The sequence below is a fragment of the Desulfobacterales bacterium genome (assembly GCA_029211065.1).
GTDB lineage: Bacteria > Desulfobacterota > Desulfobacteria > Desulfobacterales > JARGFK01 > JARGFK01.
Genome location: JARGFK010000003.1, coordinates 75,997 through 93,322 on the forward strand (window position 1 = coordinate 75,997; position 17,326 = coordinate 93,322).

Consider the following 17,326-nt stretch of genomic DNA (forward strand, 5'->3'; position numbering starts at 1 on the left):
AAAATGCCTAAAGTTTGCAAATGCCTAAAGTTTGTAAATGCCTAAGATGCCTAAAATTTGGAGATCTGGTTTCATGGTCTATGGCAAACTGTTTTCGTTCGTCCATTTTAGGCAATTTAGGCATTTCAGCTCATTTTAGGCATTTGTTCTTCTATCCACTCACACTCACCCTCCCGGTGAGCGCATTTAAAGTCACCACCTTCTGACGGCCGCCAAAGGTCAATGTGACCGTTCCGCCTATGGAAGGGGTCCCGGTGGAATCAAAGGTGACCGGGGTGTCGAAGCCCGATGCGTTGATGTCCACGCCGCTGAAGCGGCTTTCATTGGGAAAGGTGATGGTATAGTCGATGCCCTTGTTCATGGGGTTTCCCAGATAGGCATAACTGCCGTTTTCCACTTCCGCCGCGGTATACGAGCCAGCACCGCCCAGCAGGTTTACGTTGGGTTTGAATTGTTTGACGTCGATCTTTTTGGTGGTTGCGCTGATGGTGACCTGGGTTTGCTGGCCGGTGACTGCGGTGAGCTGCGCGAATTCCAGAGCGTTGACGATTTCTTCGGCGGCAGTCCCCAGGCGGTAATCCCCCATGAACGCATTGATCGCCGGCCAGCCCAGCATGGTAAAAATCGATACGATCAGCAGGACGATGAGTAGTTCAAAAAGCGTGAACCCGTCCCTCCGGCGGCGTTTCAGTCGGCATGCTAAAAGGCTGTCTGCTATCTGGTGTTTCATTGGTCATTCATTCATGGAAAAAATATTGATAAAAAATATGGAAACGGGCAGAGGCACACCCGATGCAGCATGAGGTGGGGCATACACGGCCATGATCCGCTGGACGGTCAATTGGCTGCAGGGATAACCGCCGCCGATCAAAGCGGAAACCTCGGAACGGTTCATCCCACTGATACAATTTCAGACAATGACAGCGGATAGCATCGCACCGACAGGGAGCAACGATACCCGTCTCTTTCAACTTAAGCTGAATCAATAAGTGCCGCTGGTCGCACTGTCATTGGCGATAAAAACACCCATTTTGACATAGAATTTCCAGCCCGTGCCGTCGGCAGGGGTTGCCGCGCGGAGGGCAAGATCGATTGTAGTGATATCGCAAGTGACCGCACTAGATTCATTGTAGGGGTTTTGCGGAAGGGTCGCGGTCTTGAGATACGGGCCGAATATTGGTGCGGTCAATGTGCTCTTATCGCTAGATGTTTTACCGTCCAACTGCGAGTAATAAATCAGCTGATCGGTGAAGGCGGCGGGCAGGTCGGCCGCCACCGTGGCCGTGCCGCTACCGTCAATCTTTACAGCCCCGGGGTAGACATTGTTATGCTGATGGTAGTAAAGCTCGATGGCGTTGCGGATCGTACTCAAGTTGGTTCTCATGGTGCTCAACCGGGCTTCGCCCGTTGAGACATTGATTTGCGGGATGATGATCATTGCCAGGATGCCCAGGACAATAACGACAATAAGCATTTCGATCAACGTAAATCCGGCTTCTTTTCTGAATGGTATTTTCATTGCCCGACTCTCCTTTACATACCTCATGGCTAAAGGGTTAACAAATCATTATAACTTGATTTAATAACGTTTCATCTCTTGATTGCGGCTGCTTAGACAGGATCTGCTTCAGCGATCCGAAATTACCGCAATGCCTGGGACAACCGGAACAACGGAAGGATGATGGACGATACGATCACCCCCACGACGGCACCCATGATAATCAATGCGATCGGTTCGATCCGGGCGGCAAATTTTTTGAGTTCCTGTTCGATCTCTGTATCATAAAACGCGGCCAGACGCAACATTACGTAGGGCAGTCTGCCGGTTTCCTCGCCGATGACCACCATCTGTTTCACCGTCCGGGGAATATAGGGGTTTGCGGAAAACGGCAGGGAAAATCGTCCGCCGCGATCCACGCTATCGCTGATTTCATCCAGAAAGCGGCGATAATAGCGATTCCAGATGGTGGGGCGGGTTGCCTTGAGCGCTTCCAGCAAGGGGACCTGGCTTTCCATCAAGTGCCCGATGGTCCGGAGCATTTCACAGGTATAAATCTTGTTCGTTAGTCCGGAAATTAACGGCCCGCTGACGAGCAGTCGATCTCGCAATGCCCGGCCCGGCGGGCTTTTCAGCCAGAGGGTCACGCCCGTCACCGCGCCGCAGGCAAAAAGAGAATACGCCCACCAGTGATGCCGCAACGTTTCGCTGGCCATCATAAGGAAACGCGTGGTCCAGGGCAGGATGCTCTCTTTGCCGGCAAAAAAAGCGGCGAATTTCGGCAGCACTCCGACCAGGATAAACACGACCACTCCAAATCCGATAACGCACAGGAAAGCGGGGTAGGTCAGGGCCAGTTTGACTTGATTGATCATCGCCAGACGCTTTTCCTGCATCTCGACAATCCGGTCCAGGGTTTTATTCAAAAAACCGCCGGTTTCCCCCGCCTTTACCATGCTGGTGAACTGGTCGTTGAAAATCCGGGGGTGAAGCTTCATGCTTTCGGACAGCTGCCGGCCTTCCTCAATATCCCGGGATATGGCTGAGATGACTGCTTTAAATGACGGATGTTGAATCTCCTCAGCGATGGTCTGGAGGGCAACATTAATGGGGGTATCCACCGCCAGCATGAGGGAAAGCTGGGTTGTGAAAAACATCACCTCGCGGGAACTGATCCGGTTGAACAAGCGGTCGGTGATCCCCCGGGCAAACGCTTGGTTCAACCGCGCCGCCGGCAGCGGCCGCAGAGCCGTTTGGGGTTCAAGTATTTCTTCCGGTTTGAATTGTATGGCCATAATCTAAAATGCCTAAAATGCCTGAAATTGAAAATGCCTAAAGGTGAAAATGCCTAAAATGCCTGACCTGCAATTTCTTGTGTCAGTAATATGTGTTTCTTTAATTTTAGGCAATTTAGGCATTCATCAGTTTAGGTATTTATTATTTCACAAGGCTCTGACTGGCCCAGAGGACCAGATTTACGGGATCGACATCTCCATTGTATCGTTTAAACAAGTCAAAGCTCCAGCGATACAGCCCGATGGACCTCCTCTATGGTCGTAAGATTTTGCAGGACGCGCTGATATCCTGCCTGCTCCAGGGTGGTGTATCCGCTTTCCGTGCATTGTTTTTTTATGGCCGCGATGGTCGGATTCTGCAGGATTAAAGCCCGCAGGCCCTGATCGATCGCCAAGAGTTCATGGATGCTGGTCCGCCCCTTGTAACCGGAATCATAACAGTCCGGACATCCCTTGCCTTTATACAAACGCAGCCGTTTGTCTTCATCAACTCCCAGCTCCTTGAGTACACTTGCAGGGGGGAAGTAGGCTGTCTTACACTCGGGACAGATGGTTCGCACCAGCCGCTGGGACATGCAGGCAATCAGGGACGAGGAAAGGAGATAGGGCTCCACGCCCATTTCCAAAAGTCGCGTGACGGCGCTGGGGCTGTCGTTGGTATGCAGGGTTGAAAGCACCAGATGGCCTGTGAGGGATGCCTGGATGGCAACTTCGGCTGTTTCGCGGTCACGGATTTCACCCACCATGATGATGTCCGGGTCCTGGCGCAGCGTGTGCCGGATAAAGGTGGCAAATTTCATGCCCAGAGCCGTATGGACCTGGGTTTGATTGATATTCTCCAACTGATATTCCACCGGATCTTCAACGGTGACGATATTTCTTTCGGTGGTATTGAGCAAGGTGATGGCCGAATACAGGGTGGTGGTCTTGCCGCTGCCGGTGGGCCCGCAGACCAGAATCAATCCATGAGATTTCCGCAGGAAAGATTTGAATTGATCAAGAATTACAGGTTCAAAACCGAGGGCATTGAGATCCAGAATGGTTTTGCGCTTATCGAGGATTCGCAGAACCACTTTTTCACCATGAACCCCTGGCATGGATGAAAACCGGAGATCAATGGTTCGCCCCAGGGCTCTGATCTGAAAGCGGCCGTCCTGGGGCATGCGTCGTTCGGAGATGTTCAGGTTTGCCAGTACTTTCAATCGGGAAACCACCGTGGGATGCATCGCTATATTCTGGGGTTTCAATTCGTAGAGAATTCCGTCGATCCGCAGCCGGATCCGCAGTTTGTCCTCCTGAGGTTCGATATGGATATCGCTGGCTTCGTCCTTGATGGCTTTCAGCAGAATCATGTTCACCAGGTTGATGACCGGACTTTCCTTGGCCTTGTCAGACATTTCGCTGATGTCTATTTCCGGACGGGCCTCGATCACATCGATACCGGACTCGCTGTCATTGACCATGAAATCTTCGATGGTGATATTCTCCTGATAGGCCTGAGATATCGCCGCTAAAATATCCTCGACGCGACAGATGACCGGTTGGACTTCCATTTTAGTCAATTTTTTTACTTCATCAATGACAAAAAAGGCATAAGGGTCGGATACCGCCAGCGTCAAGACGTTGTTGACGACAAACATCGGAATAACCTGGTGGTAGAGCGCCTTTTCTTTGGGCAGAACATGGACGACTTTCGGGTCTATCAGCCCTTTGCGTAGCCAGACATGCGGGATGCCGAGCTGTTCTCCCAGGATTTTTACCAGGTCTTCATTGGATATAATCCCTTTTTCGACAACAATCTGGCCGAGGGACTTGGCGGTTTCCTTTTGGTGCCGGAGAAATTCAGCCAGTTGATCAGGCGAGAGGAGTCCTTGCTGGATCAGAATTTCACCCAGCTTCCTTCTTTTGGGTATCAGGGTGGTTTTCATGATATATTTCGTATCGCCTCGTGAATATCCTTATAGATTAAAATCACGTTGTTCAATCGGGTTGCCGCCAAAATATCCTGGCACACCTGGTTTAAACCGATGATCTTCAATGCGCCCCTTTTGCTCCTGAGCTCATTATGCGTTTGAAGCAGCAGTTCCAGAGCGGCACTGTCCAGGAGTCCCACGTTTTTACAATCCAAAATGACCTCGGTTTTATCCGCTTCAATGGCCGCAAGGATTGATTGTTTAATGTCCGGGCAATTTTCATGGGTGATGGATCTTTCGGGCGTCAAGACGGTTCGGCTACTAACATTCACGCTTTTGGCCCTGCCCGGTTCATATCGTTTCGTAAGGTTTTCCATAGCGTTCCTTATCAATCTGATTTCATATCTTCAGTGTAGACCGTTCTGAAGACGTTAACCAGTCGGGGATCCAACTGGCTCCCGGCCAGTTTTTCCAAAGTATCGAGAACCTTTCCGTCAACAGAGGCGCCGCGGTAAGCCCGTGAAAAATTGATCGCATCGAACGTGTCGGCGACGGCGATGATGCGGGCAGACAGGGGAATCTCTTCGCCCTTTAGGCTGCTAGGGTAACCGCTGCCGTCAAAGCGCTCATGGTGATGGATGATACCGGGAAGTGAACCGGTAAAATACTCGATGGGTTTCAGAATTTTGCTTCCTTTTACAGGATGGTTCTTGATGATTTCTAATTCCGCGTCCGTCAGCTGGTCCTTCTTATTCAAAATACTTTCAGGGATGCCGATTTTGCCGATATCGTGCAGAATTGATGACCACTTGAGCTCTTCATATTCCTTTTTGCCCAGGCCGAGCCGCGCTCCCATCAACATGCAATAAGTGGAGACCCGCTCCGAATGTCCCCGGGTATACTTGTCCTTTGCTTCAATGGCAAAAACCAGGGACTTGACCATGTTGACGACAAACTGTTCCAGATTTTTATAAAGGTTCGTATTGTCGATAATCATCGCCAGTTGTTCTGCCAGGGATAGCAGGAGTTTTAATTCACCCTGCCGGAAGATTTCCGTCAGGTTAAAACAGAGCAGCCCCAGCCAGCCGTATAACTCTCCCTGGTGCTGGACTCTGACGGCAAGAAAGCGATAGGGATCCGGCAGCAGATCCCGATAGCGTGGATCTTCCCGGGAGTCATTGACAATAAAATAGTTTTCATTTGTTACGGACGCGTTCAGCGGGATTAGATGGAGAATTTTTCCGAAAAAGTTCTTTTGGGATGAAAATTTTTCGGAAACCTGCGGCAATATTAGATCCAATTTGTAATCGCGCTTGTGTGACAAATAGGCAAAGGCCGCGTCCACCCGCATGCTTTCTATCAGTTCTTCCATCAGGAGCTGGAGCATGTCGTCGGATAATTTTAATGTCTTTATCTGGGAGGCGACCCTGGTGTACAGGTAAAGATCTTCAAAACCCTGATCCATTTTCTGGGTCATTTCTTCGATTTCCTGCTGTGCGTTCAACTTTTCTTCAACAAGCGTGGCCAGATTGCCGAGGAAGCTTTCCATTTCCATTGATTGAGGGCCTTCGGCGGTATTTGCGGCTTCACCTGTGTCCGGTCTGAACGAGGACAGACCCCCGGCCAGCAGTGCGCCAAAAATATTTCGGCTGTTTCTGAGGGGATGGCCGCACAGAAAACTTTGGCCGACGGTATGATAGTGGTAGCTGTTTTGTGCGATGATGGCTTCGGCCAGGGCCTGCGATTTTTTTGATGAAAACTCTTCCGGCATGGCAACGCCCGTGAAAAATATCACCCTGCCGGTGTCGTCCCATATCTGAAAATGCAACCGGCTGACCGGGGCAAGGCTGGACAGCAAGATTTCGAAGGTTTTTAATTCATTCATTCCGGACCTCGAGATATTTCTCGATGGCGTCCACAATTTTGTTGGGACTGAAAGGTTTTTCCATGAAAAGCGTATCGGTCATCTGCGCGATCCAGTCGCGCTCCTCCGGATTGATCCGGGCTGTTACGATAATGGTCAGAAAAGGCCTTTTCTTTTTGATCGGGTTGGTTTTTTCACATAAGGCTTTACCGTCCAGTTTGGGCATCATGATATCGGAAACGACCACATCAGGCTGCTGGTCTTTAATGGCGGCAAACCCCTCTTCACCATTTGCGGCCGTCAGAACCTGGTAACCCCTGTTTTTCAATTTAAGTTCAAGCACACGCCGAATATATGCTTCGTCATCAATGATCAGGATTTTTTTATTTTTCGCCAAGATAGTCTTCCTTCTTCGGTATTTTCACCGTAAAATGCGTCCCTTTGTCGATTTTGCTTTCCACCTTGATTTCCCCCCCGTGAAGGCTGATGATTTGAGACGTAATGGCCAGTCCCAGTCCGGTACCCTGTTGCGAAACAATTTGCGGGTTGCCGGAACGATAGAATTTATCAAAGATGAGGGGAAGTTCTTCCTTTGATATGCCGTAGCCGCTATCACTGATGTCGAAGATAACCATATGGTCATCCTCACTTAACTCAAATTCGACCTGACCGTTTTCAGGCGTATATTTGATGGCGTTACCCAGAATATTAATGATGGCCCCTTTCAATAATTCCTTGTCACCCATCAGGGTGGGAAAGTTGTCCGGCAATCTTTTGAGGATGGAAATATTTTTTTTGCGGGCGGCGCCTTCGATGGTTTCAATGCAGTCCTTGAACAGCCAGTCGGATTTTACCCGGCTTAAATTCAAGGGAAGGCTGCCCATTTCAATTTGGGACAAATTAAGAAGGTCCTTGATGAGACGGGACAGGCGGTCTGTCTCAGCGTTTATAATATTGTAAAAATCCTTTTGGGTTGCGGTGTCCGTGATTTCACCGTCCATTAACATTTCGCTGTAGGATTTGATGGTGGTCAAGGGTGTCATCAGTTCATGGGTCACGTGTGCGGTAAAATCATTGATCGCCTGTGCGGCCTCTTTTTCTCTGGTGGTGTTATTGAAAACGATCAATTTGCCGATCAAGGCTTTACTGTCATCCGTGAAGTAAGTATAGGAAACTTGGTAAGTTTTATTCGATGCCAGGTTGGGAAAAATGATATCGAGATGGTGGTTGCCAGTTGGGTTTTCAAACCCTTGTGATTGTGAAATGAAGGATAAGAATTCCGGGTGTTTAATCACCTGGTCCAACGGGCAATCGATCACATCCTGCCGCTTTTGTCTAAGCAGGTTGAGCATATAATCGTTGATAAAGCCGATATTTTCATGGATGTCGGTTACAATAATACCCAGGTTGATCGAATTCAGGATGTAACTCGATTGATTTTTTTCAAATCTGATAATGCCGAGCGTGTAGGTCAGGTCTTTATTTTTTGTTTCAACATCATCCAACCGGTCCTTTAATTCCTTTATGGAATTTTTGCACTCCAACATCATCGGCTCAATTCCAAAGCTCCTGGAGGAATTTTTCGGGGAGGTGCCGGTGCTGTTGGAGGGGGTGAGTATGTTCGCCAAAAATTTCTCAAGAGGCTTAAAAGCCCTGACAAACCCATAATAAGACAGAATGATGGACGCAATGATAAAGAATGAGATGATGCCGATAAGGGTGATTCTTTCCGAGGAAAGAATCGATATGGGCGGCGGTTTGAAGCCGACTCTTACCGTGCCTGTTTTTTTCCCTTTTTCGAATATCGGTTTGGAAAATTCATATATGCTTGTTTCGGATTCAATCGGTTTGAAAAACTGATGCACCAATCCCATGGCTGCCAGAGAATTCTCCTGGATGTTATAGGGGATTTCAGCCGCGATGTGGTTAAGGGCTAAACTAACGAGAGGCTTTCCATTCTGGTCGTGGATAAAGCAATAGACAATCCCCTCATGAACATCAGACTGCATCAGGGTTTTAATCAGGAGATCGCGTCTTGCCCCCTCAAAATCTTTAATGGAATGCAGAGAAAGGAGGCCGACGATGTGGTCTCCTTTGCCGTATAAGTCGTTTATGGCCGCTTTTTTTTCTGTTCGGACCAGAAACTGCAGGAAAATGGCAAGGCCGAACAATATTAAAACAAAAAAAGCAATGCCGAGCGCTTTAGATTTCATAGGTAGTTCCTGCTAAAGACTTGATTTGTCGTTCAACGCTTCATGATATTTTCTAGACCTGACCCGTTTTCCTTCTCCTTTTGTTGCAGACACCGGCGGCAAAGGCCCCAAAAGTTTCCCGTGCATTTTGAATTATTGCAGTGCAAAGCGTATGCCAATCTTTATCCAAGTACCACAAATACAATATTTGATAAGAATTGTATTTTTTCATCTGATTGCAGGATAAACTTAAACGCAATCCGAAAAACAACTATATTTAACAAATTCAAACGGATATGTCAAGTCACTTTTATTATAACAAAAAAACCATTCCGGAATTTTGGTATCAGGGAATTCACCCAGGAAGACGATTCGATAGCCTGAATGGTTTCCCTGGTCGAGGGGGCATGACAGATATCATTTGAGGGGAGCTTCCGGGGGCGCAATTGTCTGCAAAAAATGGTGCTCTACCTCCAAAATTATTAACCGACAATTCAATATCAAAACGCAACTTTCGCCCGGATGCGCCAGTATTCGTAACAGGCATTAAGGGTTCGGTCCTCCTTTGTCGGAACCGGCGGCTTTGAAGATTCTCCTGCAACCTGCTGCTGGGTCGGCGTGCGCTGTTGGGTTTCATAAGCTTGTAATGTTGGCCAGCGCGTCTTCAATCCCGGGATATTTAAACCGGAACCCGAATCCCAGCAACTTCTCCGGGACAGCACGCTGGCTGCACAGGACCGCCCCGGCAAGTTCCCCCATCACGAAACGCAGCAGCAGGGAGGGTGTCCGCATGAAAACGGGCCGGTTCAAGACACGACCCAGACTTTTGGTAAAATCAAGATTCCGAACCGGGTTGGGCGAACAAAAGTTAAGGGGTCCCTTGACGGCGTCATTTTTTAAAACAAACCCGAATGCCGCCAGCAGGTCGTCCATATGGATCCAGGGAAACCACTGGGTGCCGTCGCCTAAAGGTCCGCCGATGAAAAAGCGGAAAGGCGGCAGCACTTTCTGCATCATGCCGCCCTGTTTGCCGAGAACGATTCCGAACCGGGTTAAAACCACCCGGGCGCCTTTTTCTCCGGCGCGCAGGGCTTCCGCTTCCCAATCCTTGCCCACCCGGGCCAGAAAATCATCTCCCCCGGGGGAGGATTCGGTCAGGATGTCGTCACCCCCATCGCCATAAAAACCGGTGGCGGATGTGCTGCAAAAAATGACGGCTTTATTTTCAGGCAGGGCTTCCACCAGATTACGGGTGGTCAGAATGCGGCTGTCATAGATGCTTTTTTTATACCGCTCTGACCATCTGCTGAAAATGGATTTTCCGGCCAGGTTGATCACGGCATCTACGTCGGCAAGGGCTTCCTGCCAGGCCCCCGGTTGGGTGGTATCGCCGGAAATGTAGTTGAAATTTTCATGAGTGATCAGATCCTGGCGGGTACGGGTGCCGATCCCGGAAACCGAATGTCCCTCAAAGAGGAGTAAATTGGACAAATGCCGGCCGATAAACCCGGTGGCGCCGGTGACTAAAATCTTCATAGGCCATCTCCCTAAACGTTTTAATACATAAACTTCGTGGATTTTATATAAGGACCGTCCTGGGTATCCAGCACCTGAACGATGTCCTGATACATCCTTGGCTTCATTTCGCTGATGATGCCGCGTGCTTTATTCAGGCTTTTGGCAAACTTCAGCGTCTCATCCATGAGGGTGTCGATATGACAGGCCTTGGTGATGATGTGATGCCGTTCGCATTCGGCTGCGGTCAGGCGCTTGCCGGTGTACTGCAGTTCCTCCAGCTGATACATGGGGATCGCTTTCTTTAACAGGGCGAGCATGCCGGGCAAAAACGGGATGCCCAGGTCGATTTCCGGTAGGCAGAAGTAGCCGCGGTCCGATCGCATAAACCGAAAATCAAAGGCGCAGGTCAGGATGGCTCCGGCGGCAAAGGCATGCCCGTTGATGGCGGCAATAGTGATCATGGGATACAGCAGCATTCTTTTATACAAACGGTTCAACAGGCGAAAGAAGTCGGAAATCACCCCGAACTCCCGGTTCTGGAAAATCGGGCCCAGCCATTCCAGATCAAGTCCGTTTGAAAAGATCTTTTCATGGGACGAACAAACGACCATCGTCTTTACGGCGGTTTCCTTTTCAACCTGATCCAGCACGTTCAGATAGGCCTCAATAAAGGGGGGGTTAAATCGGTTTTCACCGCTGTTCATGGTAACGACGGCTATTGTTTCATCTATTGAAAACTCAACCAGTGCCATAATCGCCTCCGTAGGTCAGCCTCTATCCAGCGGTAGATTGTATTTTTTCATCTTCTTGTACAGCAGGGTGCGGTGGATACCGAGCTTTTTAGCGGCGCCGGTTTTATTATAATTGCAGGACTCCAGGGTGAACCGAATGACTTCTCTTTCCGCCTGGGCCTGCACATGCCGCAGCGAGGGATTCCGGGAGCTGGCCTGTTTGCTTTTGCTGCGGCACAGATAAAACGGCAAATCGCACAGATGGACCGTATCCCCCGCCAGGGAAAACAGCAGCCGTTCCAGGACATTGGAAAGCTCCCGGACGTTTCCGGGCCAGTCGTAAGCCAAAAGCTCTTTTTCGGCGCGGGGCCCCATTTTTATTTCTGAAAGAGAGCCCTCCCGGGCAATCTGGTCCAGGATATGGCGCGTCAGGGGTATAATATCTTCCCTGCGCTCGCGCAACGGCGGGATATGCAGCGGGATGACATTGAGCCGGTAGAAAAGATCCTTGCGAAAACTCCCGGTTTTCAGTTTTTCTTCCAGGTTTTGATTGGTTGCGGTGATGAGCCGAAAATCCGCCCGGATAACGGTATTGCCGCCCACCCGTTCAAATTCTTTTTCTTCCAGGGCCCGCAACAGTTTCGGCTGCATTTCCAGGGGTAAATCACCGATTTCGTCCAGAAACATTGAGCCGCGGTGGGCCAGCTCAAACTTTCCCGGTTTGCCTTCCGACCGTGCGCCGGTAAACGCCCCTTTTTCGTAGCCAAAAAGTTCGGACTCCAGCAAATCATTGGGAATGGCGGCACAGTTGATTCTAACAAAGGGATACATCTTTCTGGGGCTGGCATGATGAATCGACTGGGCAAAGAGTTCCTTGCCGGTGCCGGAGTCTCCCGATATCAAGACCGGCAGATTTTTGGCGGCGGCATTCAGCGCTTCCCGTTTCAACGATGTGATTGCCGGACTTATCCCCACGATGCTGTCTATGGTATAGCGCGTGGAGCGAAGGGCGATCAATTCCTGCTCATAATGCTGCACCTTGGATTCCAGCAGAGAGAGATTTTTGGCAAGCCGGCCGACATCGCGCACATCTTTAAACATCACCTGACCGAACACTGCAATTACTTCGTTGTTCTTTTTGATGGGGATCCGCTGAACCACCATATCCTGCCCCATAATCCGCTGGGTGTGGTTGATTTCCGGCACACCGGTTTGGGCCACAATGTGCATGCGGGTATTTTCAACCACTTCGGTGCAGTGCTTTCCGATCTGGGCGGCGGGGTCGATTCCCAAGAACAAGCCGTAGGGCTTGTTGAAGTAAATAACGTAGCCATCTCTGTTGGTAACAATGCAGCCGTTGTAAATGCTGTCGAATATGAGTTGGAACATATCGGGCTGAAGCTGGAGATTTTTAACGGTAGGCAAGGAAAGGCGTTGTTTCTTAACCCTACGCTGATTGGTTTCCGGCGCTTGTTTCTTTTTCACTTTAACAGCACCTCCGTATCATATTTGCTATATGTACCTATTTTGATACGTTTTGATACATATACGCGCTTTGAGCGTTTAAGGCAACAGCTATTTCCACCAATATGTCTAACCGACTGAAATACATTGTATAAAAACGCTATATGCGGCTGCGGCCAACCCGATGACTGATGATGAGGTGGTTCGGCATAAAATTCGCATAGCCAATAAGTTGACCGCAAAGGCGAATGCATTCCCCGACTCGTCCAAGCGGACCGCAGGGTTCTTTAATTGTATCTGATTTTTTTTAATAATTTTAGGGAGGACGAAAATGAACATAGCAGAGCCGGAAATCATTAAAGACGATATTTTGTTCCTGAAGGACAATGATTTCAATCATGGCAATGTCTGTATTGTCACCGGGGCTGCCAGCGGCATTGGCCGGGCGGTGGCAATTGCAGCAGCGGCAAACAACCTCGTGAGCGTCGGGTTGGATGTTGATGAAGTTGAAGGCAAAAAGACGCAGCAGCTGGCCCGGGGTTTCGGGGGCCAGATGATTTTTATAAAAACCGACTTGTCGAACGATGATGATCTCCAGCATGCCGTTTCCGAGGCGGCAAAGGTCGGCGCCATTCGGTATCTGGCGAACATTGCAGGGATTCAGCACATTGACGCCATTGAAAATTTTCCCATGGAAAAATACGATTACATGCTGAAAATCATGCTGCGGGCGCCGTTTTATCTTTCCAAACTGTGTATCCCGCACATCAAAAAAGGAAAGGACGGCAAGGGGGCCATCGGCAACATGGCTTCCGCGCATGCCCACATCTGTACCCTCAACAAGCCGGCATATAACATCACCAAGTTCGGACTGCGCGCATTATCCCAATCCATTGCTGCCGAAGGCAACGGGCATATCCGTTCCTTTTCCGTTAGCACCGGGTTTGTTAAAACCGCTTTGGCTTTAAAGCAGATCCCTTCCCAGGCCAAGCAACGGGGGATCACCCCGGATGAGGTTGTGCGGGATGTCATGATGGGAAACTCCCGTGTCAAAGAGATGATGTCGCCCATCGAAGTGGCGAATCTTTTTATCTTCGGGTTTTCACGCTTTGCCAGGTACCTCGTCGGCGGCGATCTGTTATTTGACGGGGGCATGGTGCTGACTTATGCCGAAAAGAAAATTTAAATCAGGAATTCCAGGAGGAGGTGATCACTTCATTATATGATTGGGGGGCGATGGTTTTAATTAGTCACAACAATAATCTACAAAGGAGGATAAAATGAAAAGCAAAATGTTGGCCTTTATCTTTGTCTTGATATGGGTGGGGTCCTTGATTATCGGGGGACCTGCGCAAGCGGCAACCAAGGTGAATTGGACGTTGCAAACCACCTGGGCGCAAGGATGGCTGCTGCATCAAATGGCCGAAGACTTTGCCAAGCGTGTCAAAGAGATGAGTGGTGGAAATTTCAATATCAAGGTGCTTCCTGCGGGCGCCGTTGTCGGGGGGCTTGAGGTTATGGAAGCGACCGCCGCAGGCACCCTCGATGCATACCATAGCTGGACCGGGTACTGGATGGGCAAGCATCCGGCCGCGCCTTTTTTCGCATCGATCCCCATGTCACTTGAACCGCTGATGCATACGACCTGGCTCTATGCCGGCGGCGGCAAGGAACTCATGCAGCAGATGTACGACGAAATGGGCAAGAATCTTATGGTTGTTCCCGGCGGCGTGACACATCCGGAACTTCTGGCGCATTCCAACAAGCCCCTGACGACACTTACAGACTGGAAAGGCTTGAAGTACAGAACGCCGGGCTGGTGGGGTGAAATCCTTAAGGGAATGGGGGTCGCCGTCACGATGCTGCCCGGTACGGAACTCTATCCTGCTCTGCAAAGGGGCATTCTGGATGCCACGGAATTTTCCTCACCGATTGTGAACAAGCAGCAGGGATTCCATGAAGTGACCCAATATGTTGCCGGACCCGGCATGCATCAGCCGACCTGTTATTTTGAGCTTGGTTTCAACAAGGGCAAGTACAACGCCCTTCCCGATGAATACAAAGCCATGATCCAGACAGCCTCGATGGCTACCACGCTCTGGAGCTGGACGCAGGATATCGTGCTGGGCATCCAAACGCTTGACGAATGGGAGAAACAAGGCAAGAAGCTGACACGGGTTTCCGACGAAGCCCAGAGAGAGTTTCGGAAACAGGCCTGGGCTTATATCGATGCCGATGTAAAGAAGAAAAATAATGCCCTTTACGCTAAAACATGGAAGTCCGTACAGGACTTCTGGGTTCAGTTTTCTGACTATGAGTATTTTATGGTGCCGGTCCGAAAGTAATGTTGTTCTGCTGAAGGCAGCGCCGGGGAGTCCCGGCGTTGCCCTTTGTCCGAAGGTTTCTGTTCGGCTGCGCTGACCGGGCGGAACGGTTGCGAGGGTTCCGGCGTGCCCCTGAGAAGGGGCGCTATCCAGGAGATGAGAAACTTAAGGGATGTGATTATGAAAAACATTATCACGATGATGAAAATCATCAATAGCGTCAATGAGAAAATCGCCCGATATGCCTCTTTTCTTGTTTTTCTGTTGATTCTGACCCTGACCTATGAGGTCGTGGCACGCTACGGTTTCAATGCGCCGACTCAGTGGAGCTTTGATCTGACCTATTTTCTGTGCAGTATGACCATGATCTTCGGAATGGCCACTACCTGGCAGTCCGGCGGACATGTCAGCGTTGATCTGATTTCCGCAAATCTCCCGCGCAGGAAGCAGGCCTTTCTGAATGTATTCTTTTTGCTGACGCTGTTTTTTTTGTGCTGGATCAATATCATTTGGATGCTGACGCCTCATCTGCTGAATTCATGGAAGATACAGGAACGATCCATGACCGGCTTCATGCCCCCGATCTACCCTTACAAGACATGGATTTATATCGGCATTGCCATGTTGATCCTCCAGGGAATCGAGGTGTTTATCAAGGAGCTGTACATGCTGATTAAAGGAAAGGAATTGGAACTCTCATGAGCGTAGAAATAATCACCTTTTTGATGTTGACCTCTCTGATCGGTGTGATTCTGCTCGGTTTTCCGATCGGTTTTTCCCTGGCCGGCATCGCCATGATCTTTGGCATAATCTTTGTTGGGCCACAGATCGGCAATGTTTTCATGCTGCGCATGTTCGTTACGCTTTCGGATTATATTCTGATCGCCATTCCGCTGTTTATATTCATGGGAATCGTCATCGAAAGGGCGGGGATTGCCGGAAGGCTATTCGATGCCATGTATGTCCTGTTCGGGGGGTTGAGGGGCGGGCTGGCGATTGCGACGATTCTGGCCTGCACGATCTTTGCCGCAGCAACGGGCGTCGTTGGGGCGACGGTGGTGACGATGGGGATTATGGCGCTGCCGGCGATGCTTAAATATAAATACGACAAACCGCTGGCCTGCGGATCCATTTGCGCCGGCGGCGCTTTGGGTATTCTGATTCCGCCGAGCATCCTGATTCTGGTCTATGCTCCAGTTGCGAACGTCTCCGTCGGCGCTTTATTGATCGGCGCCTTTATTCCCGGATTGCTGCTTTCACTGCTATATGTTTTGTATGTCATGATTTTATGTTATCTGAAGCCCCAAAAAGGGCCGGCCATATCTCTGGAAAGAAGAGTCTCTGTTCTCCAAAAGCTCAAAATGATCGTAACCTCGGTATTGCCTGTCTGCCTGCTCATTCTGGCCGTCCTCGGCACGATCTTTTTCGGATTGGCCGCGCCCACCGAAGCGGCCGCCATCGGCGCCCTGGCTGCGGTCATCATGGCCGCCGCCTACAAAGCGCTTACCTGGGAAACCCTGAAACAAGCGGCGATCGGAACCATGAAGACATCCGCCATGGTCTATCTGGTCGTCATCGGGGCCTCCTTTTTCACGAGTATCTTCATGCGGCTGGGCTGCGGCGACGTCGTTGAAAACCTGGTGATGGCGCTGCCTTTCGGCAGATGGGGAATCGTCATTACCATGTGGGTAATTATCATTATTATGGGCGCTTTTCTGGACTGGATCGGCATCGTCATGATTGTCGTGCCGCTGTTTTCGCCCATCGCGTTGAAGCTCGGCTTTGATCCGATCTGGTTTGCCATGATGAATATTGTTGTCTTGCAGACGTCATTTCTGTCGCCGCCTTTCGCCTATGCGATCTTCTACCTAAAGGGGATCGCACCCCCCGGGATCAAGCTCGCTGATATCTATTGGGGAGTCGTTCCGTTTCTGCTGCTGATGTGCCTTGCCATCGCCATCCTTGCGATTTTCCCAGGCATCATTCTCTATGCCCCGAAGGCGGCCGGACTTTTATAAGGACCGTGCGATGGATCAAAAGACATACCATGCGCCCGTGACGCTTAAAATCGCAGATGGACCGCAACCGCCGCAAGACAGGAGGAAAAGGATAGAATATGGCTGAACTGTTATGGAAACCTTCACAGCAAAGAATTGAAAGTACGAACCTGTACCGGTTTATGGACGCGGTCAACACCCGGTATGGCCGTGAGTTTGTGGACTATGACGGGCTGTACGGATGGTCCATCGAGAATATTTCAGACTTCTGGGCGGCCATGTGGGATTTTGGCGGCATCATCGCTTCAAAGCCCTATACCGAGGTGGTGGATGATGCGACCCGGATGCCCGGAGCCAGGTGGTTTTCAGGCGCCCATCTTAATTTTGCCGAGAACCTGCTGCGGTACCGGGACGACCGAACGGCCCTGATTTTTAAAGGTGAAGGCCGACCGGTGGTGCGCATGACCTATGCCCGGCTCTATGACGAGGTGGCGCAGCTGGCCGATGCGCTAAAACGCCTGGGGATTGCC

The 17,326-nt window shown here is 50.2% G+C and carries 16 protein-coding genes; 5 read left to right on the forward strand and 11 right to left on the reverse strand.

Going from position 1 to position 17,326, the window contains the following annotated elements:
* Window positions 1-151: 151 nt before the first annotated feature.
* The 11 genes from P1P89_01640 to P1P89_01690 form a co-directional block, all read right to left on the reverse strand.
* Window positions 152-730 carry a GspH/FimT family pseudopilin gene (locus P1P89_01640; protein ID MDF1590189.1) on the reverse strand — a complete coding sequence of 193 codons (579 nt, stop codon included), beginning with the start codon at window positions 728-730 and terminating at the stop codon, window positions 152-154.
* A gap of 252 nt (window positions 731-982) precedes the next feature.
* Window positions 983-1,519, reverse strand: coding sequence for a type II secretion system protein (locus tag P1P89_01645; GenBank protein ID MDF1590190.1), 537 nt, complete (start codon window positions 1,517-1,519; stop codon window positions 983-985).
* A 122-nt stretch (window positions 1,520-1,641) separates the two neighbouring features.
* The gene (locus P1P89_01650; GenBank protein MDF1590191.1) at window positions 1,642-2,793 is read right to left on the reverse strand and encodes a type II secretion system F family protein; all 1,152 of its coding nucleotides are present in this window, start codon (window positions 2,791-2,793) and stop codon (window positions 1,642-1,644) included.
* A 218-nt stretch (window positions 2,794-3,011) separates the two neighbouring features.
* The gene (locus P1P89_01655; GenBank protein MDF1590192.1) at window positions 3,012-4,721 is read right to left on the reverse strand and encodes an ATPase, T2SS/T4P/T4SS family; all 1,710 of its coding nucleotides are present in this window, start codon (window positions 4,719-4,721) and stop codon (window positions 3,012-3,014) included.
* The gene (locus tag P1P89_01660) at window positions 4,718-5,083 is read right to left on the reverse strand and encodes an STAS domain-containing protein (GenBank protein MDF1590193.1); all 366 of its coding nucleotides are present in this window, start codon (window positions 5,081-5,083) and stop codon (window positions 4,718-4,720) included. The genes P1P89_01655 and P1P89_01660 overlap by 4 nt, the downstream gene beginning before the upstream one ends.
* An 11-nt stretch (window positions 5,084-5,094) precedes the next feature.
* Window positions 5,095-6,591: an HD domain-containing protein gene (locus tag P1P89_01665; GenBank protein ID MDF1590194.1), complete on the reverse strand. Its 1,497-nt coding sequence runs from the start codon at window positions 6,589-6,591 to the stop codon at window positions 5,095-5,097.
* Window positions 6,584-6,967, reverse strand: coding sequence for a response regulator (locus P1P89_01670; protein ID MDF1590195.1), 384 nt, complete (start codon window positions 6,965-6,967; stop codon window positions 6,584-6,586). Before P1P89_01670 ends, P1P89_01665 begins: the two co-directional genes overlap by 8 nt.
* Window positions 6,954-8,783, reverse strand: coding sequence for an ATP-binding protein (locus P1P89_01675; protein ID MDF1590196.1), 1,830 nt, complete (start codon window positions 8,781-8,783; stop codon window positions 6,954-6,956). The genes P1P89_01670 and P1P89_01675 overlap by 14 nt, the downstream gene beginning before the upstream one ends.
* 612 nt (window positions 8,784-9,395) lie before the next feature.
* Entirely contained in the window at window positions 9,396-10,298 is a 903-nt protein-coding gene (locus P1P89_01680) for a TIGR01777 family oxidoreductase (GenBank protein ID MDF1590197.1), read from the reverse strand.
* A 20-nt stretch (window positions 10,299-10,318) separates the two neighbouring features.
* The gene (locus P1P89_01685) at window positions 10,319-11,032 is read right to left on the reverse strand and encodes an enoyl-CoA hydratase/isomerase family protein (GenBank protein MDF1590198.1); all 714 of its coding nucleotides are present in this window, start codon (window positions 11,030-11,032) and stop codon (window positions 10,319-10,321) included.
* Between the two features lie 15 nt (window positions 11,033-11,047).
* On the reverse strand, window positions 11,048-12,496 hold the full coding sequence (locus P1P89_01690; GenBank protein MDF1590199.1) for a sigma 54-interacting transcriptional regulator: 1,449 nt from the start codon (window positions 12,494-12,496) through the stop codon (window positions 11,048-11,050).
* A gap of 310 nt (window positions 12,497-12,806) precedes the next feature.
* Here P1P89_01690 and P1P89_01695 point away from each other — a divergent pair, with 310 nt between their 5' ends.
* The 5 genes from P1P89_01695 to P1P89_01715 form a co-directional block, all read left to right on the forward strand.
* The gene (locus P1P89_01695; protein ID MDF1590200.1) at window positions 12,807-13,661 is read left to right on the forward strand and encodes an SDR family oxidoreductase; all 855 of its coding nucleotides are present in this window, start codon (window positions 12,807-12,809) and stop codon (window positions 13,659-13,661) included.
* A gap of 94 nt (window positions 13,662-13,755) precedes the next feature.
* A complete protein-coding gene (dctP, locus tag P1P89_01700) occupies window positions 13,756-14,820 on the forward strand; it encodes a TRAP transporter substrate-binding protein DctP (GenBank protein ID MDF1590201.1) in 1,065 nt (354 codons plus the stop codon).
* A gap of 159 nt (window positions 14,821-14,979) precedes the next feature.
* Window positions 14,980-15,501: a TRAP transporter small permease subunit gene (locus tag P1P89_01705; GenBank protein MDF1590202.1), complete on the forward strand. Its 522-nt coding sequence runs from the start codon at window positions 14,980-14,982 to the stop codon at window positions 15,499-15,501.
* Entirely contained in the window at window positions 15,498-16,817 is a 1,320-nt protein-coding gene (locus P1P89_01710) for a TRAP transporter large permease subunit (GenBank protein MDF1590203.1), read from the forward strand. Before P1P89_01705 ends, P1P89_01710 begins: the two co-directional genes overlap by 4 nt.
* Before the next feature lie 98 nt (window positions 16,818-16,915).
* A partial coding sequence (locus P1P89_01715; protein ID MDF1590204.1) for an acetyl-coenzyme A synthetase N-terminal domain-containing protein occupies window positions 16,916-17,326 on the forward strand: 411 nt, incomplete at its 3' end.

Bases quoted from the DNA above. Each gene is read 5' to 3' on its own strand.
- P1P89_01640 (MDF1590189.1), bottom strand. From the start codon at position 730: ATGAAACACCAGATAGCAGACAGCCTTTTAGCATGCCGACTGAAACGC.
- P1P89_01645 (MDF1590190.1), bottom strand. From the start codon at position 1,519: ATGAAAATACCATTCAGAAAAGAAGCCGGATTTACGTTGATCGAAATG.
- P1P89_01650 (MDF1590191.1), bottom strand. From the start codon at position 2,793: ATGGCCATACAATTCAAACCGGAAGAAATACTTGAACCCCAAACGGCT.
- P1P89_01655 (MDF1590192.1), bottom strand. From the start codon at position 4,721: ATGAAAACCACCCTGATACCCAAAAGAAGGAAGCTGGGTGAAATTCTG.
- P1P89_01660 (MDF1590193.1), bottom strand. From the start codon at position 5,083: ATGGAAAACCTTACGAAACGATATGAACCGGGCAGGGCCAAAAGCGTG.
- P1P89_01665 (MDF1590194.1), bottom strand. From the start codon at position 6,591: ATGAATGAATTAAAAACCTTCGAAATCTTGCTGTCCAGCCTTGCCCCG.
- P1P89_01675 (MDF1590196.1), bottom strand. From the start codon at position 8,783: ATGAAATCTAAAGCGCTCGGCATTGCTTTTTTTGTTTTAATATTGTTC.
- P1P89_01680 (MDF1590197.1), bottom strand. From the start codon at position 10,298: ATGAAGATTTTAGTCACCGGCGCCACCGGGTTTATCGGCCGGCATTTG.
- P1P89_01685 (MDF1590198.1), bottom strand. From the start codon at position 11,032: ATGGCACTGGTTGAGTTTTCAATAGATGAAACAATAGCCGTCGTTACC.
- P1P89_01695 (MDF1590200.1), top strand. From the start codon at position 12,807: ATGAACATAGCAGAGCCGGAAATCATTAAAGACGATATTTTGTTCCTG.
- dctP (MDF1590201.1), top strand. From the start codon at position 13,756: ATGAAAAGCAAAATGTTGGCCTTTATCTTTGTCTTGATATGGGTGGGG.
- P1P89_01705 (MDF1590202.1), top strand. From the start codon at position 14,980: ATGAAAAACATTATCACGATGATGAAAATCATCAATAGCGTCAATGAG.
- P1P89_01710 (MDF1590203.1), top strand. From the start codon at position 15,498: ATGAGCGTAGAAATAATCACCTTTTTGATGTTGACCTCTCTGATCGGT.